The organism is Kitasatospora sp. NPDC048662 (assembly GCF_055587065.1).
On sequence record NZ_JBVJHA010000002.1, the window covers coordinates 98,877 to 120,311 of the forward strand.

A 21,435-nucleotide genomic window follows, 5' to 3' on the forward strand; every position below is an offset into this window, starting at 1 on the left:
AAGTCTTCGCCGCTCGGTGGCTGACATCCGGTCAGCCGGCAGGCCCAGGGCTCCGGCAGCGAACGACTGCAGCACAAGGAGGACGCAATGCCCCCGACACCCGCCGGCTCATACGGCAACGGGTACGGAAACGGCTACGGCGGCCAGCAGTCGGACGGCTACGAGCAGCAGCCGCTGGTCCGCCCGTACGCCATGACCGGCGGACGTACCAGGCCGCGCTACCAGCTGGCCATCGAGGCACTGATCTCGACCACGGGCACCAACCCGCCGGGCACCTTGCTGCCCGAGCACGCGCGCATCGTGGCGCTGTGCCGTGAGGTCAAGTCGGTCGCCGAGATCTCCGCGCTGGCGGGAGTCCCGCTCGGCGTCGCCCGCATCCTTGTCGCAGACCTGGCGGAAGCCGGTCTGGTCGCCATCCACCAGCCCGCCGCCGCGGGCGAGTCGGGCGGTACGCCTGACGTCACGCTGCTCGAAAGGGTCCTCAGTGGACTTCGCAAGCTCTAACGCGGCCGCCCCCAGCCGCGCCACCACCTCCGCCAAGATCGTCGTCGCGGGCGGATTCGGCGTGGGCAAGACGACGCTCGTCGGCGCGGTCTCCGAAATCAACCCCCTGCGCACCGAAGCCGTCATGACCTCGGCCTCCGCCGGCATCGACGACCTCAGCCACGTCTCCGGCAAGACGACCACCACCGTCGCCATGGACTTCGGCCGCATCACCCTCGACGAAGACCTCATCCTCTACCTGTTCGGCACCCCCGGACAGGACCGCTTCTGGTTCATGTGGGACGACCTCGTCCGCGGCGCCATCGGCGCCGTCGTCCTCGTCGACACCCGACGCCTCGCCGACTGCTTCCCCGCCCTCGACTACTTCGAGAACAGCGGACTCCCCTTCGTCGTCGCCCTCAACGGCTTCGACGGACACCAACCCCACACCGCCGACGAGGTACGGGAGGCACTCCAGTTGAACGCCGACATCCCGATCATCACCCTCGACGCCCGACGCCGGGACAGCGCCAAGAGCGCACTCATCACCCTCGTCGAACACGCCCTCCTCGCCCGCCTGCGATGAGTGGCGCGAGGCCCCGCCGGGGGGTGCGTACCAAGGATGGTTCGCGCCCCCCGGTAACAGTTCGACAGACATTTGCCCGGCTTTTCTGACGGTACGTAGTCACCCGGCTCCGGTCCGCACCAGCGGCCTAGACCTTTGCGGAAGTTCCACCGCAAATGTCCGCTTTCCGCCCCGGGCGTGCGGGACGGGGCAGCCGAATGTCCGCTTCTCCGGCTCGTGTTGAATTCCAGCTACCCCGTAGTATCCGAGCGGGTCGCGGCCCGTCGGGGGGTAGCCGCCGGATAGATCCATGGCCGCCAGTCGGTCGAGAGGTTGTTGTCGAGTGAGGCGTAAGCAGCCAGTCACCCCGCAGCGGCGCTCAGAGCCCCGCCAGCAGGAACCGGCAAGCGGCCGGACCACAGGTCAGTTCTCCGCGTTCACCGCGGCCGAGGACCGCGGCGAGCCGCAGCGCACCGCCCCCGCCGCCGCCGGCGAGTCCGCCGAGCGGCCCGCCGCCGCCAAGGAGGCCAAGCGTCAGGGCGGCAGCAGCCGGCCCGACTTCCTGTCGCCGCTGAACTGGCGAGTGCCGACCCGTCTGGTGGCCATCCTGGTCATCCCCGTGGTGATCGCACTGGTCTTCGGCGGCCTGCGCGTCAACACCTCGCTGGACGACTACAGCAGCGCCGACCGCGCGGTGCGCATCGCGAAGCTGGCGAGCGCCGCGACCAACCTGGCCGACGCGCTGCAACAGGAGCGCGACGAGAGCCTGGTGCCGCTGCTCACCGGCCAGGGCGACCAGGGCGAGGTGAAGAAGCTCCGGGACAAGACGGACCAGGCGCTGGCCGCCTACCGTTCCGCCTTCGCCAAGATCAAGGACGACCCGACGGTCGCCCGCCGCAACTCGCAGTTCGAGTCGATGGCCCTGTGGCTCCCCCACCTGCGGCAGAACGCCTACAAGCCGGAGCTGTTCGCGACCGCGACCGTCAACGCGTACTCGATGCTGTACGCGCCGCTGCTGTCGATGGACAACTCGGTCGGCTTCGGCTCCTCCAACGTCACCTCCAAGGGCCGCGCCATCTACGCGATGTCGCTGGCCAAGGCGGCCGCCTCGGCCCAGCGCGCGCTGATGCTCCACCTGCTGGTCGGCCTCGGCGTCGGCGGCGTGGACGGCCACGAGGGCCAGGACCTGATCCAGGGCCTCCAGGTCGCCGCCAAGCTGGAGCAGACCGCCCGCGACGAGTTCAACACCGCGTCCAGCAGCGAGGAGGTGAAGGTCTACGCGGACGCCGAGGTCGCCCAGGCCACCGCCGACCAGCGCCTGCCGCTGCGCATGCCGGACGGCCGCACCATGCCCAGCATGATCGCGCTGCTGGCGGTCGGCATGAACTACGGCAACCAGCTGGCCGCTTCGGCCTCCGACCGCGACGCCGCAGCCAGGATCATCGCCTCGGCCGGCGCCGACGGCCTGACCCGCCCGCTGTGGGACCAGGCCACCAAGAGCCACATGAGCGCGCTGCGCACGGCCGAGACCGAGCTGCTCGAGCAGGTCGTCGACGACGCCCAGAGCATCAAGGACCGGGCGTTCACCGACTGGGTGCTCAACGCGCTGATCGTGATCGCCTCTCTGGTGCTGGCCGGTCTGCTCACCGGTTACATCGCCCGCTCGATGATCCTCGGCATGCGGACCCTGAACACCGCCGCGCTGGACATCGCCAACCACCGTCTGCCGGAGCTGGTCGACAAGCTCTCCAAGACCGACCCGGAGCGGGTCGACACCGCGGTCACCCCGATCCCGCTGTACGGCAAGGACGAGATCGGCGAGGTCGCCCGCGCCTTCGACCAGGTCCACCAGCAGGCGGTCTCGCTGGCCGCCGAGCAGGCGCTGCTGCGAGGCAACGTCAACGCGATCTTCACCAACCTGTCGCGCCGCAGCCAGGGCCTGATCCAGCGCCAGCTGTCGCTGATCACCGACCTGGAGAACAACGAGGCCGACCCGGACCAGCTGGAGAACCTCTTCAAGCTGGACCACCTGGCCACCCGCATGCGCCGCAACGGCGAGAACCTCCTGGTCCTCGCCGGCGAGGAGCCCGGCCGCCGCTGGAGCACGCCCGTCCCGCTGGTCGACGTGCTGCGCGCCGCCGCCTCCGAGGTGGAGCACTACGAGCGCATCGAACTGGCCGGCATCCCCGAGGCCGACGTGGTCGGCCCCGCCGTGACCGACCTCGTCCACCTGCTCGCCGAGCTGCTGGAGAACGCCACCTCGTTCTCCTCCCCGCAGACCCGGGTGCTGGTCAACGCCACCAGCCTGCCGGACGGCCGGGTTCTGGTGGAGATCCACGACAAGGGCATCGGCCTGACCGCCGAGGACTTCGCCGAGATCAACGAGAAGCTCGCCGAACCGCCCACCGTGGACGCCACCATCTCCCGCCGCATGGGCCTGTTCGTGGTCGGCCGGCTGTCCCAGCGGCACGACATCCGCGTGCAGCTGCGCCCCTCGGGCGAATCGGCCGGCACCACCTCGCTGGTGATGCTTCCGCAGCAGCTCACCTCGCTGGTCGCGGTGCCCGAGGCGCAGAACGAAGAGTTCACCGTCTCGCGGATCTTCGCCGAGCAGGAGACCCCCGCCGAGTGGTCCTTCGACGGCGCGGACCGCACCGCCGCAGAGCTCGGCTTCGACGACCACCTGCCCGTCCACGGCGCGGCCGGCGGCAACGGCTTCTCCCCCGCGCTGGAGTCCATGCAGCGCTCGCAGCGCCTGGAGGAGCGCCGCCGGGCCGCCCTGGAGGCCGGTCCGGGCGCCACCCTCGAGGAGCCGATGGAGGCGGAGATCCTGGAGTCGCCGTACGACTCCGAGGACCAGCCCGCCGCGAACGGCTACCAGGCCCCGTACGGGGACGACTACCGCCGTCCGGAGTCCGACCCCTTCGCCGCCGCCTACGAGCCCCAGCAGGGCGCCCAGGACGACACGTACGGCTACCAGGACGCCGGTTACGGCCGTGACCCGTACACGCCCGCGGAGCACTACCAGGACGACCCGTACGCGCCCGAGCAGTACCAGGCCCCGTACGCGCCGGCCGGCTACCAGGACGACACCTTCCAGGGCGACCCGTTCCAGGGCGGCCGGCAGTACGGCGAGGAGTACCAGCAGCCGTACGCCGCCCAGTACGCCGACCAGCAGCAGTACGGCGACGAGCAGTACCCGGAGGCGCAGTACGCCGACGAGTACCGGCAGCAGGAGTACGGCTACGAGGAGCCGGCCGGGCACCCGTACCCGACCGAGGAACTGCCGGCGCTGCCGCCGGCGCCGTCGACGACCGACAGCGGGCTGCCGCAGCGCCGGCCCGGCCAGCAGCTGGCGGGCGCGGGCGGCGGGCTGGGCGCGGAGAGCCCGAACTGGTTCACCGGCGCGAAGGACACCTCGGAGCCGGTCGAGTCGCGCGGCCACGACGTGTCCGCGCTCGGCGGCTACGGTCCGACCGGCCCGACCACCGCGCCCAGCGAGTGGGAGTCCCCCAACGACGGCGACTGGCAGCGCGCGGAGAAGCTCCGCGAGCCGTCCAGCGCGGGCACGACCCCCTCGGGTCTGCCGCGCCGCGTACCGCGGCAGAACCTGGTGCCGGGCAACGCCAAGCCCACCCCGCAGGAAGGCCCGCAGGTCTCCCGCGACCCGAACGAGGTGCGCGGCCGCCTGACCAACCTGCGCCGCGGCGTCGAGCAGGGCCGCCAGGCCGGCGGCGACTCCGGGACCACCGGTAGTTTCCGGATCGACCCCGATGAGGGGGCGTACGGTGATGGACCGCACAACAGCAGCACCGATCTCTTCGGCGGCTCGAACCAGCAGGAGCGTTGAGTTGACCCAGATGAGCCAGGCCGCACAGAACCTGAACTGGCTGATCACCAATTTCGTGGACAACACCCCCGGGGTGTCCCACACCGTGGTGGTCTCCGCCGACGGTCTGCTGCTGTGCATGTCCGAGGGTTTCCCCCGGGACCGCGCCGACCAGCTCGCCGCCGTCGCCTCCGGACTGACCTCGCTGACCTCCGGCGCCAGCCGGATCTTCGAGGGCGGCGACGTGACCCAGACCGTGGTCGAGATGGAGCGGGGCTTCCTGTTCCTGATGGCGATCAGCGACGGCTCCGCGCTCGCGGTGCTGGCCTCGCCGGACTCCGACATCGGCCTCGTCGGCTACGAGATGGCCCTGCTGGTGGACCGCGCGGGCGCGGTCCTGACGCCCGCTCTGCGGGCCGAACTCCAGGGCAGTCTCCTGCACTGACGGTTCGTCGGATACCGTCCTGGTATTCGAAAGACCTCATTGCCCGTCCCGAGGTCGCTTCGGCGGCCTCGGGACCGGGCGTTGTACGGCCTCCGCACCACCGGCCTCGGCGCTCCTCCGGCGACGCGGCCCGCTACGCACCGCCGCACCCTTTGAGGAGATGAACCGTGACACCGCCCGACCACAGTGGCCAGTTCGGCGTCCCGTACGCGGGCTCCGGCCACGACGCTTTCGGGACTCCCGGCGTCGGCCACGGTCAGCAGCAGCAGTACGCGCCGCAGTTCAACAACGGTGGCCAGTCGTACCTGCCCCCGCAGTCCGACCCGCGCTGGTTCCAGCAGCCGGACGGATACGGCCAGGCCTACCCCGGCCATGAGGCGTTCCCGCACGACCCCGCCGACCTGCCGCACCGCTACGAGGCGCCGCAGGTCGAACAGCCTTACGAGGACGACGGGTTCGACGACTACGAGGACGCCGAGCCGCTGATCCGCCCGTTCGCCATGACCGGCGGACGCACCCGGCCGCGCTACGAACTCGCCCTGGAAGCACTGGTCTCCGCGTCGGTCGACCCGGCCCGGCTGGCCACGCTGCTGCCCGAGCACCAGCGGATCTGCTCGCTGTGCGCCTCCGACGTGAAGTCGGTGGCGGAGATCTCCGCCCTGCTCGGCCTCCCCCTTGGGGTGGCCCGCATTCTCGTGGCGGACCTGGCCGAGGCCGGCCTGGTCGCCATCCACCAGCCCGCAGCCGGCGGTGAATCCGGCAACCAGCCCGACGTCACGCTGCTCGAAAGGGTCCTCAGTGGACTTCGCAAGCTCTAACGCGGCCGCCCCCAGCCGCGCCACCACCTCCGCCAAGATCGTCGTCGCGGGCGGATTCGGCGTGGGCAAGACGACGCTCGTCGGCGCGGTCTCCGAAATCAACCCCCTGCGCACCGAAGCCGTCATGACCTCGGCCTCCGCCGGCATCGACGACCTCAGCCACGTCTCCGGCAAGACGACCACCACCGTCGCCATGGACTTCGGCCGCATCACCCTCGACGAAGACCTCATCCTCTACCTGTTCGGCACCCCCGGACAGGACCGCTTCTGGTTCATGTGGGACGACCTCGTCCGCGGCGCCATCGGCGCCGTCGTCCTCGTCGACACCCGACGCCTCGCCGACTGCTTCCCCGCCCTCGACTACTTCGAGAACAGCGGACTCCCCTTCGTCGTCGCCCTCAACGGCTTCGACGGACACCAACCCCACACCGCCGACGAGGTACGGGAGGCACTCCAGTTGAACGCCGACATCCCGATCATCACCCTCGACGCCCGACGCCGGGACAGCGCCAAGAGCGCACTCATCACCCTCGTCGAACACGCCCTCCTCGCCCGCCTGCGCTGACCGGACGAGGGCATGGCCACGCCAGCAGGGGGCGTGCGGAGCCTTCCGCACGCCCCCTGGGCACTTCCTCGCACCAACTGCCCCTACGGCTGCTGATCGGCCCTCAGCAGGCCGTAGGTGTAGGCGTCCTCCAGCGCCACCCAGGACGCCGCGATCACGTTGTCCGCCACGCCGACCGTGGACCACGTCCCGGTGCCGTCGGTGGACTCGATCAGCACCCGGGTCTTCGAGCCGGTGCCGTGCTGGCCCTCCAGGATGCGGACCTTGTAGTCCACCAGCTCCAGCTTCGCCAGCGGCGGGAAGATCGGCTCCAGCGCCGCCCGCAGCGCCTTGTCCAGCGCGTCCACCGGGCCGTTGCCCTCGCCGGTGGCGACCTTCCGCTCGCCCCGCGCCCACAGCTTCACGGTGGCCTCGTTGCCCGCCCGGCCCTCCGGGCCCTGCTCGCTGATGGTCCGCCAGGACTCCAGCTCGAAGAACCGCAGCCGCTCGCCGCCGTTCACCTCGTCACGCAGCAGCAGCTCGAAGGACGCGTCCGCCGCCTCGTAGGTGTAGCCCAGGTTCTCCTGCGCCTTCACCCGGGCCACCACCCGGCCCGCCAGGTCGCGGTCGCCGGCCAGGTCGTAGCCCAGCTCCTTGCCCTTCAGCTCGATCGACGCCCGGCCCGCCATGTCGGACACCAGCATCCGCATGGTGTTGCCGACCCGCTCCGGATCGATGTGCTGGTACAGGTCCGGGTCCACCTTGATCGCGGAGGCGTGCAGGCCCGCCTTGTGCGCGAACGCCGAGAAACCGACGTACGGCTGGTGGGTGGACGGGGTCAGGTTCACCACCTCGGCGATGGCGTGCGAGATCCGGGTCATCTCGGCGAGACTGCCGGCCGGCAGCACCCGGCGGTCGTACTTCAGCTCCAGCGCCGCCGTCACCGGGAACAGGTTGGCGTTGCCGACCCGCTCGCCGTAGCCGTTCGCGGTGCACTGCACGTGCGTGGCGCCCGCGTCCACCGCGGCCAGCGTGTTGGCGACCGCGCAGCCGGTGTCGTCCTGCGCGTGGATGCCGAGCCGGGCGCCGGTCTCCGCCAGCACGGTCGCGACGATCTCGCGCACGCCGGACGGCAGCATGCCGCCGTTGGTGTCGCACAGCACCACCACGTCCGCGCCGGCCCCGTGCGCGGCCCTGACCACCGCCAAGGCGTACTCCGGGTTCGCCCGGTAGCCGTCGAAGAAGTGCTCGCAGTCGATGAACACCCGGCGGCCCTGGGAGCGCAGGAACTCCACGCTGTCCCGGACCATCTCCAGGTTCTCCTCCAGCGTGGTGCGCAACGCCAGCTCCACATGCCGGTCGTGGGACTTCGCCACCAGCGTCACCACCGGCGCGCCGGACGCCACCAGCGCCGCCAGCTGCGGGTCCTCCGCGGCCTTCCCGCCGGCCCGGCGGGTCGCCCCGAACGCCACCAACTGGGCGTTCTTCAGCTCCAGTTCGGCCTGCGCGCGGGCGAAGAACTCGGTGTCCCGGGGGTTGGCTCCGGGCCAGCCGCCCTCGATGAAGCCGACGCCGAACTCGTCCAGGTGGCGCGCGATGGCGAGCTTGTCCGCCACGGTGAGGTTGATCCCCTCCCGCTGGGCGCCGTCGCGGAGCGTGGTGTCGAAGACGTGGAAGCCGTCGTGCGGGCGGCTGTTGGCCTCGGTCATGGCCCTGGGTTCTCCGTTCGGTGGAGTATTTTCATGCATTTTGCCGGGATCGTGATCCGGCTCCACTGTCCAGCATCCCGCGCGCTCCCCCGGTGTCTCCGGCCCCCTCGTGAGGGCCCGGGCCGGTCCGGGACAAAACAAAAGACCCCTCGCGGGTGCGAGAGGTCTGCGCGCGGGTCTGGACGCTGGTGGTCGCTCCGCGATCAGGGTGTTGCCACGGAAACGGTCACTGCGGACCGGCGCGCCTGCTGCTAATAATCAGCGAAAGCGAGGACACCTTTGCAGTCTTGCACACACCTTCTCCATCGCCAGAACCCGTCTCGCCATCCGGAACGGCTACCCGAACAGCTCGGCGGTGTCGAGCTCGAACCCGAACGGCTCGGGCAGCAGGAGCGGGTTTCCCACAGTCACCGTGGCGGTGGAGGTGTAGTCGCCCTTGGCCGGGCTGCTGTGCAGCACCACCTGACCGGCTTGCCGGTCCACCAACAGGTACAGCGGAATTTCCGCTGCGGCGTAGCCCTTGCGCTTGGCCTCGCGGTCCTTGCTCGGATTACCGGAGGTCACCTCGACGACCATCAGCACGCCATCGGGCTTGGACCACGACTCGCGGTCCATCATCGTTCCGTTATCGGTGAACGTGGCATCTGGAACGTACCGGCCGTTGGGCACGATCAAGCCCGTACCCGGCGCGAAGTCGAAATCCTTCGCACTGCGCCGGAAGACCTGCCTGACAATCCGCCCGATCACAGTCTCGTGCTCGCCGTTCGGCGGCGGTGTCACGATGATCTCTCCCTCGATGATCTCGGCCTTGAAGCCCTGCGGGGTTTTCAGGGCCAAGAAGGCTTCGCGGAGGTCATCCTCCGGGCTGCGCCAGACGTCGGTGTCGTCGTACATCGCGGCGGTCATGGTCCCTCCCTCCTATCCGAGCTGCTCAACGAGTGGAGTTTTCCGAGGGTATCGAGCCCGGGCATTCCGCCACGGAATGCCCGGGCCGACGGCGTCAGACGATCTTGTGGAGCCAGTTGTGGGTGTCCGGGCGCTGGCCGCCCTGGATGGCGAGGAGGGCCTCGCGGAGCTGCATGGTGATGGGGCCGGGTTCGCCGGTGCCGACGGTCCAGTCGGCGGTGGCGGACTTGACGTGGCCGACGGGGGTGATGACGGCCGCGGTGCCGCAGGCGAAGACCTCGGTGATGGTGCCGTCGGCGTTGCCCTGCTTCCACTCGCCGGTGGAGATCTTGCGCTCCTCGGAGCGGTAGCCGAGGTCGCGTGCGAGGGCGAGCAGCGAGTCGCGGGTGATGCCGGGGAGCAGGGCGCCGGAGAGTTCGGGGGTGACGACGGTGGCGTCCTTGCCCTCGCCGACGACGAAGTAGAGGTTCATGCCTCCCATCTCCTCGACCCACTTGTGCTCGGCGGCGTCCAGCCAGACCACCTGGTCGCAGCCCTTGGCGGCGGCCTCGGCCTGGGCGACCAGGGAGGCCGCGTAGTTGCCGGCGCACTTCGCGGCGCCGGTGCCGCCCGGCGCGGCGCGGACGTAGTCCTCGGAGAGCCAGACCGAGACCGGCTTGACGCCGCCGGGGAAGTACGCGCCGGCCGGCGAGGCGATGATCATGAAAATGTAGGAGTTGGCGGGGCGCACGCCCAGCCCGACCTCAGTGGCGAACATGAACGGCCGCAGGTAGAGGCTCTGTTCGGGCTGGCTGGGCACCCACGCCTGGTCCTGCTGGACCAGCAGCTCGACCGCCTCGACGAAGGCCTCGACGGGCAGCTCGGGCATCGCCAGGCGCCGCGCCGAGGCCTGGAAGCGCTCGGCGTTGGCCTCCGGGCGGAAGGTCGCGATGGAGCCGTCGGCCTGGCGGTAGGCCTTCAGGCCCTCGAAGATCGCCTGGCCGTAGTGCAGGGTCATGTTGGCCGGGTCGACCTCCAACGGCGCGTACGGCGTCAGCTGGGCGTCGTGCCAGCCGCGGCCCTCGGTCCAGCGGATGGTCACCATGTGGTCGGTGAAGATCCGGCCGAAGCCGGGGTTGGCCAGTCGGGCCTCGCGCTCCGCGTCGGACAGCGGCTGCGCCGAGGGCTTGAGGTCGAACGTGATGGGCGCCTGGGTGGGCGTGCTCATGGCTGTCTGTCCTTCACCGTGGGTTTTGGCTGGGCCACCGCCGGGCGGAGGAACGCATGACGGCACGGCCCACTGTCGATACTCGCATCCAGAGGGCCGTGCCGAACAGCCGGGAGGCTGTACGTATATGAACCGGCCCGTCGGCCGGAATTGTTGTCCGGCCGGGTCAGCCCGATACTCGGGCGGCGAGCGCGTCGCCGACCGCGGAGGTGGACCGGGGGCCGGTGCGCTCGGCGAGGTCCGCGGCGACCGCGGCCTCGACCTGGGCGGCCTCGGCGGCGAAGCCGAGGTGCTCCAGCAGCATGGCGACCGAGAGCACGGTGGCGGTCGGGTCGGCCTTGCCCTGGCCGGCGATGTCCGGGGCGGAGCCGTGCACCGGCTCGAACATCGACGGGAACTCGCCGCTCGGGTTGATGTTGCCGGACGCGGCCAGGCCGATGCCGCCGGTGACGGCCGCGGCGAGGTCGGTCAGGATGTCACCGAACAGGTTGTCGGTGACGATCACGTCGAACCGCTCGGGCTGCGTGACGAAGAAGATCGTCGCCGCGTCCACGTGCAGGTAGTCGGTGGTGACCTCGGGGAACTCCCGGCCGACCTGCTCGAAGATCCGGGTCCACAGGTGGCCGGCGTGCACCAGCACGTTGTTCTTGTGCACCAGCGTCAGCTTCTTGCGCGGGCGGGCCTGGGCACGGCGGTAGGCGTCCCGGACGACCCGCTCGATGCCGAACGCGGTGTTCAGGCTGACCTCGGTGGCGACCTCCTGCGGGGTGCCGGTGCGCAGCGTGCCGCCGTTGCCGACGTACGGGCCCTCGGTGCCCTCGCGGACCACCACGAAGTCGATCTCCGGCTGCCCCGCCAGCGGCGACCGCACGCCCGGGAACAGCTTGCCGGGGCGGAGGTTGATGTGGTGGTCGAAGGCGAAGCGCAGCTTCAGCAGCAGCCCCCGCTCCAGTACCCCGGACGGCACGCTCGGGTCCCCGATCGCACCGAGCAGAATGGCGTCCTGCCCCTTCAGCTCCTCCAGCACCGCATCGGGCAGGGTCTCCCCGGTCCGGTGGTACAGCCGGGCACCGAGGTCGTACTCGGTGGTCTCCAGCTTCACATCGGAGGGCAGAGCGGCACGAAGCACCTTGAGGCCCTCGGCCACGACCTCCTGGCCGATGCCGTCACCCGGGATCACTGCGAGACGAATGGTGCGAGACATGTTTCGGACAGTACAACCGTCCCAGGCCCTGAGCACGCGCCGTCCACCATCTGGACGGTGCGTCAGCTCAGCTCGACCTCGACGGGGAAGGGGACATCGAGCTTGAGAACGCCGTGATGGATCCCCACGAGACCGTAAGCGCTGGTCGCCGGGTCCAGCTCGTAGACATAGGCGACCGTCCGGCCGTTGTCGTTCTCCACCCGCCAGAAGTGGCGGATGCCGGCGGCCGCGTACTTCCTGGGCTTGGCTTCGCGATCGCGCTCCTCGGACTCCTCCGAGACCACCTCGACCGCGAGCAGGACGTCCTTCGGCTCGCAGTAGGTCTGCTTCAGGCCGGTGACCGCCTGCTGATTGACGACCATCAAGTCGGGCTCAAGACGGTTACGCCGGTTGAGCTTGACGTTCATCTCCCGCCACACCTCCCAACCGGCCGGGACCGCCGCGACCAGTGCCCATTCCAGGGTTCGGAGCGCAAGCATGTGGAAGCTCGTCTGCGGACTCACGAAAATCAGGCTCCCGTCGATCAGCTCTGTGTGCGGCGGGAGGTCCGGCAGTCGGTCCAGGTCGTCGGCGGTGTAGCCGCCGACCGGCGGGCGGAGCCAGTCCGGGTACGGGTCGACGCTCATCAGTGCTCCCATGGCGGGGACTCTGGCCTGTGCTGTCAGGCTACCGGGTGGTTTCCCGCCCGGGATCACCCTTCGGGGTGAGGAGTTGGACGCGCTGCCCGACCGGGTTGAGGTGGTGGATCAGCAGGGCGTCGCGCAGTGGGGTGTGGAGGATCTCGCCGGGGCGGACGGGGTGGAGGACCGGGGTGGGGCGGGTGAGGTCGAGGGGGTACGGGCCGAGGGTGGCGGTGGTCTGGAGGGTGTAGTGGGGGGCGGTGGCCGGCGGGAGGGCGGCGAGGCGGACGGGGAGGAGGAGGGTGTCGGAGTCGAGCAGGGCGGTGTCGGTGTCGCCCCAGCGGCCGTTGAGGGGCTGGACGTCGAGTTCAGCGCCGGTGCGGGCGTCGAGGGTGCGGGCGATCAGGACGTCGCTGCCGGGGAGGCGTTCGGCGGTGACGGTGGCGTCGGGGGTGCCGTCGCCGTCGAGGTCGAGGGTGGCGCGGACGGCGTGGGCGGTGGCGGGGGTGGCGGCGGGGGCCGACAGGACGGCGGCGAGGTAGAGCATGCCCTGGTCGTCCACGGCGGCGGCCGCGTACCGCAGCTCGGACTCGGAGGTGCCGCCGGGTTGCAGGACGGTGAGCAGGTCGGGCCGGGTGCCACTGGCGACGGCGAAGGTGGCGGGGGTGCCGAACGCGGTGGCGTCGGTCGCGGGGCGCGGGGCGGCGAACAGCGGGACGCGCAGCGAGGGCAGGGCGGGGTCGGCGGGGGTGAGGGTGAGCCGGCCGGAGAGTTCGCCGCGGTAGGTGCGGGCGTGGCCGGCCTGGATCAGGTCGAGGGTGGGGTCGGGGGCGCGGCCGAGGCCGCTGGTGAGGCGGAGTGTGACGGTGACGGTCGCGGTGCCGTGCGGCGGGAGGACGACCCGGGCGGGCGAGAGCGCGAAGCTCGCGCCGGGGACCGAGGTGGCGGCGGAGTAGCCGACGGCATAGGCGAGTTGACGGTCACTCAGATTCTGAACCGCGACCTCGCGGGTGGCCGCGAGAGCCCCGGTGGCTTCGACCACGCCGAACGAGACGCCGACCGCGCCGTCGAGTTGGGTGCCGTGGGCGAGGGCGGGGGTGCGGACGGCCTCGTCCACCCGGGCCCGGCCGCTGCCGGTGCGTTCGGGCCCGTGGACCGGGCCGGTGCGGTCGTGGTGCAGGTAGGTGTCGGTGGCGGTGTTCATGAGCGCGGCCTTGATCTCGGCGGCGCCCAGTTCGGGGTGCGCGGAGCGGACCAGTGCGGCCAGGCCGGCCAGTTGCGGGGTGGCCATCGAGGTGCCGTCCTCGCGCATGCCGCCGCTGCCGGATCCGGCTTTCGCGGACCAGATGGTCTCGCCGGGCGCGGCCAGATCGGGTTTGACGATGCCGTCCACGCCGATACCGCGGGAGGTGAAGGCGGCGAGGGTGTCGGTGCGCTCCGGCTGGTCCTGCGGGACGGCGCCGTGCAGCGGGTTGCCGGGTGCGGCGAGCCGGACGGTCACGGGGCCGTGCTGGGCGGCCGTCAGCAGGCGTTCGCCGTCGGCGCGGGCCAGGATCGCGGCGGGGATCCGTTCGTCGCCGGCGATCTCGCCGAGGTCGTCGCCGTCGGCGGCGTACAGCGCGCCGATGGCTCCGGCGTCGGCGGCGTGGTCGGCGCGCGGGGCGGAGCCGCAGGCCCGGTCGGCGTCCCTGGTGGTCCAGCGCAGGACGGCGATCTTTCCGCGCAGCCGTCCGGCATCACCGTCCCCGAAGGTCTCGCAGCCGTCCAGGTCCTCGGCGGGGACGGCGAGTTCGCCGCTGACGGTGGCGGTGTCCCACTGGGTGTACCGGCCGCTCCAGTGCGCGGGGACGGTGCCGGCGAGGGCGGCGGGGGCGAGCACGGTGATGCCGTCGGCGTCGCCGTGCGGGTCCACGGAGGCGGCGGCGGTGAGCACCCGGGCGGCGGTGCCGGGGCTGCTGCCGATGCCGTACACGTCGCCCTCGTTGCCGGAGGCGGCGACCACCACGGTGCCGAGTGCGGCGAGCCGGTCGGCGGCGAGGGCGTCGGCGTCGTCGGGGCTGCCGAACGGGCTGCCGAGGGAGAGGTTGAGCACGTCGAGCCGGTCGCCGAGGTCGCCGTCGCCGTTCGGGTCGGCGGCCAGGTCGAGGGCGGCGGCGAGCTGGTCGGTGGAGCCGTGGCAGCCGAACACCTTGAGGGCGTACAGCTGGGCGCCGGGGGCCGCGCCGGGGGCGACCTTGAAGTCGGCGGGGTTCAGGCCGGGCCGGTAGGGGCCGTGGTAGGGCTTGCCGGCGGCGGTGACGCCGAGGCCGGCGGCGGTGCCGGCGACGTGGGTGCCGTGGCCGTTGACGGCGCAGTCGAGCGGGTTGTCGTCGGGGTGCGGGACGGGCTGGTAGTGCTCGGCGGCCGGGTCGGGGTCGTAGTCGTCGCCGACCAGGTCCTTGCCGCCGATCACCTTGTCGCTGGGAAACAGCGCGGCGGGCGCGGGCCTTGCGCCGTCCACGGCGGCGTAGGCCTCGGGGGTGCCGGGGCCGCCGAAGTCGGCGTGGGTGTAGTCGATGCCGGAGTCGACGATGCCGATCCGGACGCCCTCGCCGGTGTGCCCCTCCGGCCCGTCCCAGACTTTCGGGGCGCCGCTGAGCGGGACCGCGTGGCCGTTGGTGCGCTGTTTGAGCGTCACGGGGTGGACGGCCTTGACGCCGGGCAGCCCGGCCAGGCGCGGGAGTTGGTCGGCGGGCAGCCGCAGGGCGAGGCCGCTGGCCAGGGTGTGGGTGCGGTACAGCGGGCGGGCGTCGGGGACGGCGCGCCGCAGGGTGGCGGTCAGGGTGTCCAGGGAGCGCTCGGCGGCGGCCCGCTGGGCGCGGCCGGCGGCGGCCGCGGCGCGCCGGGTCTGGTCGGGGGTGCGGAGTTCGCGCCGGGCGCCGTCCTGGGCGCGTCGCCAGGCGGTGGCGGCGGGTTCGGTGGCCAACTCCAGCAGCACGGCGGTGCTGGGCCGGGGTAACCCGGCCGGGTGGGTGGCCGACGCGGGGGCGGCCGGGGCGAGCAGGGCGAGGGTGGCGAGGAGGCCGAGGGCGGTGCGCACCCGCCCCAACCTAGGAGCCGCCGCCGGGCCGGGTGCGGACGTTCACCGCATGGGTGACGGTAAGTCACCCGGCTGGCGCAGTGGCGTGGTTGCCGCTCAGTGGCTGCCGCTCAGCGGTTGCCGCGCAGCGGTTGCCACCCGGCGGTGGCCGCTCAGTGCTCGGCGGGGGCCCCGTTGTCCCGGCGGTCGAGGGCGCGCTGCAGGGCGGCGGCGGCCCGCGGGTCGGCCTGGGCGCGGCGGCGCCGGCGCTGGACGAGGGTGGCGGTGGCGGTGGGCGCGGCGGGGGCGGTGGTGCGGTCTGCGACGAAAGGCATACCGGGCTCCTTGGTACGGGGGCGCAGCAGCGCGCGAGGGTGGTGAGGAGGGTGGAGGTACGCCGGCAGGGGTCGCCTGCCGCACCGCGTACGCGCACACGGGCCATGCTCCCCGGCGTTGCGGGGGTGGCGCACCGTATGACTACTCCACAGTACGACGGGCGGGCCGCAGTGTCGCCAAATTACTTGGATTTCCTACTATCTGAGACAGCGACAGCCCTGGGGTACGCGAACGGCCCTTCCGACTCAAGGTCGGAAGGGCCGTTCGGGGTGCTGAGGGGGCGTCAGCCGAGGTTCACCGCGCGGGCGAAGCGGGCGCCGATGGCACCGGCGATCTCGGTGAGGACCTCCTGCGAGACCTCGGTGTCCACGGTGATCGAGGCGAGCGCGTTGTCGCCGTCGCGGGCGACCTGCATGCCGGCGATGTTGATGCCGGCGTCGCCGAGGATCTTGCCGAGGGTGCCGACCACGCCGGGGCGGTCCTCGTAGTGGAAGAACGCCATGTGGTCGGTGAGCGCCACGTCCACGTCGAAGCCGTCCACGCCGACGATCTTCTGGATGAGCTTCGGGCCGGAGAGGGTGCCGGAGATCGACACCTCCTCGCCGTTCGCCAGGGTGCCGCGGACGGTGATCACGTTGCGGTGCTCGGGCGACTCGCTGGAGGTGGTCAGCCGGACCTCGACGCCGCGCTCCTGGGCGAACAGCGGGGCGTTGACGTAGGACACCGTCTCGGCCACCACGTCCTCGAACACGCCCTTCAGCGCGGAGAGTTCGAGCACCTTCACGTCGTGCTGGGTGATCTCGCCGCGGACCTCGACGTCGAGGCGGACGGCGACCTCGCCGGCCAGCGCGGTGAAGATCCGGCCGAGCTTCTCGGCCAGCGGCAGGCCCGGGCGGACGTCCTCGGCGATCACGCCGCCCTGGACGTTGACGGCGTCCGGCACCAGTTCGCCGGCCAGCGCGAGGCGCACCGACCTGGCGACCGCGATGCCGGCCTTCTCCTGGGCCTCGTCGGTGGAGGCGCCCAGGTGCGGGGTGGCGACCACGTTGTCGAGGGCGAACAGCGGCGAGTCGGTGCACGGCTCCTTGGCGTACACGTCCAGGCCGGCGCCGGCCACCCGGCCCTCCTGCAGGGCGCGCAGCAGCGCGTCCTCGTCGACGATGCCGCCGCGGGCCGCGTTGACGATCCGCACGCTCGGCTTGACCTTGTGCAGCGCCTCGTCGCCGATCAGGCCGATGGTCTCCGGGGTCTTCGGCAGGTGCACGGTGATGAAGTCCGCGACCTCCAGCAGCTCTTCGAGCGAGAGCAGCTTGACGCCCATCTGGGCCGCGCGGGCGGCCTGGATGTAGGGGTCGTAGGCGACGATCTTCATGCCGAACGCGGACATCCGCTGCGCGACCAGCACGCCGATCCGGCCGAGGCCGACCACGCCGAGGGTCTTCTCGCTGAGCTCGACGCCGGTGTACTTGTTGCGCTTCCACTCGCCGCCCTTGAGCGCGGCGTTGGCGGGCGCGATGTTGCGGGCGACCGAGATCAGCAGGCCGCAGGCGAGTTCGGCGGCGGTGACGATGTTGGAGGTCGGCGCGTTGACGACCATCACGCCGGCCTTGGTGGAGGCGGCGACGTCCACGTTGTCCAGGCCGACGCCGGCGCGGGCGACCACCTTGAGCTTCTTCGCGGCGGCCAGCGCCTCGGCGTCCACCTTGGTGGCGGAGCGGATCAGGATGGCGTCCACGTCGGCGATCGCGGTCAGCAGCTCGATGCGGTCGGCGCCGTTGCAGTGCCGGATCTCGAAGTCCGGCCCGAGGGCGTCGACGGTGGCGGGCGAAAGCTCTTCGGCGATGAGGACGACGGCGTTTTTCACAGCGCTCACGACAGTGTGTCCTAACTGTCCGGTTCACCCCGCCACACGGAGGTGGCGTGCACAGGGCGGGGGAAGGTGGCATGTCGCGTAGCTAGACGCACGACGCTGTGGGCCTGACGCGTATTCGGGAGTCTATCGGCGGGCCGCCGGGGGGACTGCTCCCGTCCGGCGAAATCACCCGGACGGGAACAGCCTTGTTGTACAAGCGGGATGGAGGATCAGGCGCTCTCGTCGACCCAGCTCATCAGCTTGCGGAGCTTCTTGCCGGTGGTCTCCAGCAGGTGGTCGGCGTCCGCGTTCTTGTACTCGTTGTACTTCGGCAGACCGGCCTTGTACTCGGCGATCCAGGTGTTGGCGAAGGTGCCGTCCTGGATCTCGGCCAGGACCTTCTTCATCTCGGCCTTGGTGTCGGCGGTGATGATGCGGGGGCCGGTGACGTAGTCGCCCCACTCGGCGGTCTCGGAGACCGACCAGCGCATCTTCTCCAGGCCGCCCTCGTACATCAGGTCGACGATCAGCTTCAGCTCGTGCAGGCACTCGAAGTAGGCGATCTCGGGCTGGTAGCCCGCCTCGACCAGGGTCTCGAAGCCGGCCTTGACCAGGGCGGCGGTGCCACCGCAGAGGACGGCCTGCTCACCGAACAGGTCGGTCTCGGTCTCCTCGGTGAAGGTGGTCTTGATGACGCCGGCCTTGGTGCCGCCGATGCCCTTGGCGTAGGACAGCGCCAGGTCGAAGGCCTTGCCGGTGGCGTCCTGCTCGACGGCCACGATGCACGGAACGCCGCGGCCCTCCTGGTACTGGCGGCGGACCAGGTGGCCGGGGCCCTTCGGGGCGACCATGCAGACGTCGACGTCGGCCGGCGGCTGGATGAAGCCGAAGCGGATGTTCAGGCCGTGGCCGAAGAACAGGGCGTCGCCCGCCTTCAGGTTCGGCTCGATGGCCTCCTTGTAGACGTCGGCCTGGATCGGGTCCGGCACCAGGATCATGATGACGTCGGCCTCGGCCGCGGCCTCGGACGGGGTGACCACGCGCAGGCCGGCCTCCTGGGCGGCGGCGCGGGACTTGGAGCCCTCCAGCAGGCCGACGCGGACATCGACGCCCGAGTCGCGCAGCGACAGCGCGTGGGCGTGGCCCTGGCTGCCGTAGCCGATGACCGCGACCTTGCGGCCCTGGATGATGGACAGGTCGGCGTCGTCTTCGTAGAACAGCTCGGCCACGGGGGCACATCTCCTTGCGTGGTGGTGTTGCCGGGTGCTCCTACCGTAGGCGCACCCGGCGGGGGTTCGGTGGTGGTGCTTGAGTACTGAGACGACCGGTGTCAGGCGGTGCGGTCGAGCGCGCGCAGCGAGCGGTCGGTGATGGAGCGGGCGCCGCGGCCGATCGCGACCAGGCCGGACTGCACCAACTCCTTGATGCCGTAGGGCTCCAGCATCTTCAGCATGGCCTCCAGCTTGTCCGAGGAGCCGGTCGCCTCGATGGTCACCGCTTCGGGCGACACGTCGACGGTCTTGGCGCGGAACAGCTGGACGATCTCGGTGACCTGGGAGCGGGTCTCGGCGTCGGCGCGGACCTTCACCAGGATCAGTTCGCGCTGGACGGCCTGGGCCTGGTCCAGTTCCACGATCTTGATCACGTTGACCAGCTTGTTGAGCTGCTTGGTGACCTGCTCCAGCGGCAGCTCCTCGACGTTGACCACGATGGTCATCCGGGAGATGTCGGGGTGCTCGGTCGGGCCGACCGCCAGCGAGTCGATGTTGAAACCGCGGCGGGAGAACAGCGCGGCGATCCGGGCGAGCACGCCGGGCTTGTTCTCGACCAGGACGGACAGGGTGTGCTTGGACATGGTGGTCATCGCTTTCTGGTCCGTCAGTCCTGGTCGTCGCCGAAGTCGGGGCGGACGCCCCGGGCGAACTGGATCTCGTCGTTGCTGGTGCCGGCGGCGACCATCGGCCAGACCATCGCGTCCTGGTGGACGATGAAGTCGATGACCACCGGGCGGTCGTTGATCTCCATGGCCTGCTTGATGACGGCGTCCAGGTCCTCGGGGCGCTCGCAGCGCAGGCCGACGCAGCCCATCGCCTCGGACAGCAGGACGAAGTCCGGGATCCGGGTGCCCTGGGCCGGCTGCTCGATGCCGTCATGGCCCGGGCCGGAGTGCAGGACGGTGTTGGAGTAGCGCTGGTTGTAGAACAGCGTCTGCCACTGGCGGACCATGCCCAGCGAGCCGTTGTTGATGACCGCGACCTTGATCGGCAGGTTGTTCAGGGTGCAGGTGGTCAGTTCCTGATTGGTCATCTGGAAGCAGCCGTCGCCGTCGATCGCCCACACCGGGGTGTCGGGCTTGCCGGCCTTGGCGCCCATCGCGGCCGGGACGGCGTAGCCCATGGTGCCGGCGCCGCCGGAGTTCAGCCAGGTCGCGGGCTTCTCGAACTGGATGAACTGGCTGGCCCACATCTGGTGCTGGCCGACGCCCGCGGCGTAGATGGCGTCCGGGCCGACCAGCCGGCCGATCCGCTCGATCACCTGCTGCGGGGACAGCATGCCCGCGGGGGCGGGCTCGTGGCCGATCGGGTAGGTCTTCTTCCAGTGGTCGAGCTTGGTCCACCAGTCCGTGTAGTCGCCGCGGTGGCCGGCGTCGAACTCGGCCTGGACGGCGACGATCAGGTCGGCCAGCACCTCGCGGGCGTCGCCGACGATCGGGACGTCCGCCGGGCGGTTCTTGCCGATCTCGGCCGGGTCGATGTCGGCGTGCACGACCTTGGCGTTCGGGGCGAAGGAGTCGAGCTTGCCGGTGACCCGGTCGTCGAAGCGGGCGCCGAGGGTGAACAGCAGGTCGGACTTCTGCAGCGCGGTGACAGCGGGGACCGAGCCGTGCATGCCGGGCATGCCCAGGTGCTGCGGGTGGCTGTCCGGGAAGACGCCGATCGCCATCAGGGTGGTGACCACGGGGGCGCCGGTCAGCTCGGCCAGGATGCGCAGCTCCGCGCCGGCCTTGGCCTTCAGCACGCCGCCGCCGACGTACAGCACCGGGCGCTTGGAGTTCACCAGCAGCTTGGCGGCCTCGCGGATCTGCTTGGCGTGCGGCTTGGTGACCGGGCGGTAGCCGGGCAGCGAGAGCTCGACCGGCCAGCGGAAGGTGGTGGTGGCCTGCAGGGCGTCCTTGGCGATGTCCACCAGGACCGGGCCCGGGCGGCCGGTGGCGGCGATGTGGAAGGCCTCGGCGATGACGCGGGGGATCTCGGCGGGGTCGGTCACGAGGTAGTTGTGCTTGGTGATCGGCATGGTGATGCCGCAGATGTCCGCCTCCTGGAAGGCGTCCGTGCCGATCGCCTTGGAGGCGACCTGGCCGGTGATCGCGACGACCGGCACCGAGTCCATGTAGGCGTCGGCGATCGGGGTGACCAGGTTGGTGGCGCCGGGGCCCGAGGTGGCCATGCAGACGCCGACCTTGCCGGTGGCCTGCGCGTAGCCGGTCGCGGCGTGGCCGGCGCCCTGCTCGTGGCGGACCAGGATGTGCCGGACCTTGGTGGAGTCCATCAGCGGGTCGTACGCGGGGAGGATGGCGCCGCCCGGAATGCCGAAGACCGTGTCGGCCCCGACGGCCTCGAGCGAGCGAATGAGCGACTGCGCGCCGGTCATGGTCTCGATGGTCTGCTGACCCGGAGCGTGGGCGGCCGGGTGGTCCCCGCGGCGGGGGGTTGCGGCGTGCTCAGTCATCTGCCTGTCTCTTCTCGGGTTCTGCTCGGGGTGGCGCCGGCCCGGTGGCGGTGGCTCCCGGGGCGGTCTCCGGCGGTGCCTCGATCGTCCGGATTTCGGGGGGTTGAGGCCAGGGTTTCTGCGGTGGCCG

Annotated in this window: 17 protein-coding genes; 6 read left to right on the forward strand and 11 right to left on the reverse strand. The window is 71.2% G+C overall.

Annotation, left to right across the window (positions count from 1 at the left end; all coding sequences use genetic code 11):
• Window positions 1-87 precede the first annotated feature (87 nt).
• From ACZ6R9_RS06465 to ACZ6R9_RS06490, 6 genes are all read left to right on the forward strand, one after another.
• On the forward strand, window positions 88-504 hold the full coding sequence (locus ACZ6R9_RS06465; protein WP_380488849.1) for a DUF742 domain-containing protein: 417 nt from the start codon (window positions 88-90) through the stop codon (window positions 502-504).
• On the forward strand, window positions 485-1,069 hold the full coding sequence (locus ACZ6R9_RS06470) for a GTP-binding protein (protein WP_035866431.1): 585 nt from the start codon (window positions 485-487) through the stop codon (window positions 1,067-1,069). Before ACZ6R9_RS06465 ends, ACZ6R9_RS06470 begins: the two co-directional genes overlap by 20 nt.
• Window positions 1,070-1,391: 322 nt before the next feature.
• A complete protein-coding gene (locus ACZ6R9_RS06475) occupies window positions 1,392-4,898 on the forward strand; it encodes a nitrate- and nitrite sensing domain-containing protein (RefSeq protein ID WP_465536911.1) in 3,507 nt (1,168 codons plus the stop codon).
• 10 nt (window positions 4,899-4,908) lie between these two features.
• Window positions 4,909-5,322, forward strand: coding sequence for a roadblock/LC7 domain-containing protein (locus ACZ6R9_RS06480; RefSeq protein ID WP_035873526.1), 414 nt, complete (start codon window positions 4,909-4,911; stop codon window positions 5,320-5,322).
• Between the two features lie 167 nt (window positions 5,323-5,489).
• The gene (locus ACZ6R9_RS06485) at window positions 5,490-6,140 is read left to right on the forward strand and encodes a DUF742 domain-containing protein (RefSeq protein ID WP_380488767.1); all 651 of its coding nucleotides are present in this window, start codon (window positions 5,490-5,492) and stop codon (window positions 6,138-6,140) included.
• On the forward strand, window positions 6,121-6,705 hold the full coding sequence (locus ACZ6R9_RS06490; RefSeq protein ID WP_035866431.1) for a GTP-binding protein: 585 nt from the start codon (window positions 6,121-6,123) through the stop codon (window positions 6,703-6,705). The genes ACZ6R9_RS06485 and ACZ6R9_RS06490 overlap by 20 nt, the downstream gene beginning before the upstream one ends.
• A gap of 83 nt (window positions 6,706-6,788) precedes the next feature.
• On the opposite strand, the gene cimA is transcribed toward ACZ6R9_RS06490, so the two are convergent.
• From cimA to ACZ6R9_RS06545, 11 genes are all read right to left on the reverse strand, one after another.
• Entirely contained in the window at window positions 6,789-8,393 is a 1,605-nt protein-coding gene (cimA, locus tag ACZ6R9_RS06495) for a citramalate synthase (protein ID WP_380488768.1), read from the reverse strand.
• A 336-nt stretch (window positions 8,394-8,729) separates the two neighbouring features.
• Entirely contained in the window at window positions 8,730-9,299 is a 570-nt protein-coding gene (locus tag ACZ6R9_RS06500) for a Uma2 family endonuclease (RefSeq protein WP_380488769.1), read from the reverse strand.
• 94 nt (window positions 9,300-9,393) lie between these two features.
• A complete protein-coding gene (locus ACZ6R9_RS06505) occupies window positions 9,394-10,506 on the reverse strand; it encodes a branched-chain amino acid aminotransferase (RefSeq protein WP_465536914.1) in 1,113 nt (370 codons plus the stop codon).
• 166 nt (window positions 10,507-10,672) lie between these two features.
• Window positions 10,673-11,710, reverse strand: a complete 1,038-nt coding sequence (locus ACZ6R9_RS06510; protein WP_465536916.1) for a 3-isopropylmalate dehydrogenase — start codon at window positions 11,708-11,710, stop codon at window positions 10,673-10,675.
• Between the two features lie 62 nt (window positions 11,711-11,772).
• Complete coding sequence (locus tag ACZ6R9_RS06515; RefSeq protein WP_465536918.1) at window positions 11,773-12,336, reverse strand: Uma2 family endonuclease; 564 nt, start codon at window positions 12,334-12,336, stop codon at window positions 11,773-11,775.
• Window positions 12,337-12,376: 40 nt separating this feature from the next.
• The gene (locus ACZ6R9_RS06520; RefSeq protein ID WP_465536919.1) at window positions 12,377-15,409 is read right to left on the reverse strand and encodes a S8 family serine peptidase; all 3,033 of its coding nucleotides are present in this window, start codon (window positions 15,407-15,409) and stop codon (window positions 12,377-12,379) included.
• 152 nt (window positions 15,410-15,561) lie between these two features.
• Window positions 15,562-15,723, reverse strand: a complete 162-nt coding sequence (locus tag ACZ6R9_RS06525; protein ID WP_380488774.1) for a hypothetical protein — start codon at window positions 15,721-15,723, stop codon at window positions 15,562-15,564.
• Window positions 15,724-16,007: 284 nt separating this feature from the next.
• Window positions 16,008-17,588: a phosphoglycerate dehydrogenase gene (gene serA, locus ACZ6R9_RS06530; protein WP_465537675.1), complete on the reverse strand. Its 1,581-nt coding sequence runs from the start codon at window positions 17,586-17,588 to the stop codon at window positions 16,008-16,010.
• A gap of 218 nt (window positions 17,589-17,806) precedes the next feature.
• Window positions 17,807-18,805: a ketol-acid reductoisomerase gene (gene ilvC / locus ACZ6R9_RS06535; protein ID WP_465536922.1), complete on the reverse strand. Its 999-nt coding sequence runs from the start codon at window positions 18,803-18,805 to the stop codon at window positions 17,807-17,809.
• Between the two features lie 101 nt (window positions 18,806-18,906).
• Window positions 18,907-19,431 carry an acetolactate synthase small subunit gene (gene ilvN / locus ACZ6R9_RS06540; protein WP_380488786.1) on the reverse strand — a complete coding sequence of 175 codons (525 nt, stop codon included), beginning with the start codon at window positions 19,429-19,431 and terminating at the stop codon, window positions 18,907-18,909.
• Between the two features lie 23 nt (window positions 19,432-19,454).
• Window positions 19,455-21,305 (reverse strand): acetolactate synthase large subunit, encoded by a 1,851-nt coding sequence (locus ACZ6R9_RS06545; protein ID WP_380488776.1) that lies wholly within the window; start codon window positions 21,303-21,305, stop codon window positions 19,455-19,457.
• Window positions 21,306-21,435 lie beyond the last annotated feature (130 nt).

Coding starts and splice junctions, on each gene's coding strand:
- ACZ6R9_RS06465 (WP_380488849.1), top strand. CDS start 88: ATGCCCCCGACACCCGCCGGCTCATACGGCAACGGGTACGGAAACGGC.
- ACZ6R9_RS06480 (WP_035873526.1), top strand. CDS start 4,909: ATGAGCCAGGCCGCACAGAACCTGAACTGGCTGATCACCAATTTCGTG.
- cimA (WP_380488768.1), bottom strand. CDS start 8,393: ATGACCGAGGCCAACAGCCGCCCGCACGACGGCTTCCACGTCTTCGAC.
- ACZ6R9_RS06500 (WP_380488769.1), bottom strand. CDS start 9,299: ATGACCGCCGCGATGTACGACGACACCGACGTCTGGCGCAGCCCGGAG.
- ACZ6R9_RS06505 (WP_465536914.1), bottom strand. CDS start 10,506: ATGAGCACGCCCACCCAGGCGCCCATCACGTTCGACCTCAAGCCCTCG.
- ACZ6R9_RS06510 (WP_465536916.1), bottom strand. CDS start 11,710: ATGTCTCGCACCATTCGTCTCGCAGTGATCCCGGGTGACGGCATCGGC.
- ACZ6R9_RS06515 (WP_465536918.1), bottom strand. CDS start 12,336: ATGAGCGTCGACCCGTACCCGGACTGGCTCCGCCCGCCGGTCGGCGGC.
- ACZ6R9_RS06525 (WP_380488774.1), bottom strand. CDS start 15,723: ATGCCTTTCGTCGCAGACCGCACCACCGCCCCCGCCGCGCCCACCGCC.
- ilvN (WP_380488786.1), bottom strand. CDS start 19,431: ATGTCCAAGCACACCCTGTCCGTCCTGGTCGAGAACAAGCCCGGCGTG.
- ACZ6R9_RS06545 (WP_380488776.1), bottom strand. CDS start 21,305: ATGACTGAGCACGCCGCAACCCCCCGCCGCGGGGACCACCCGGCCGCC.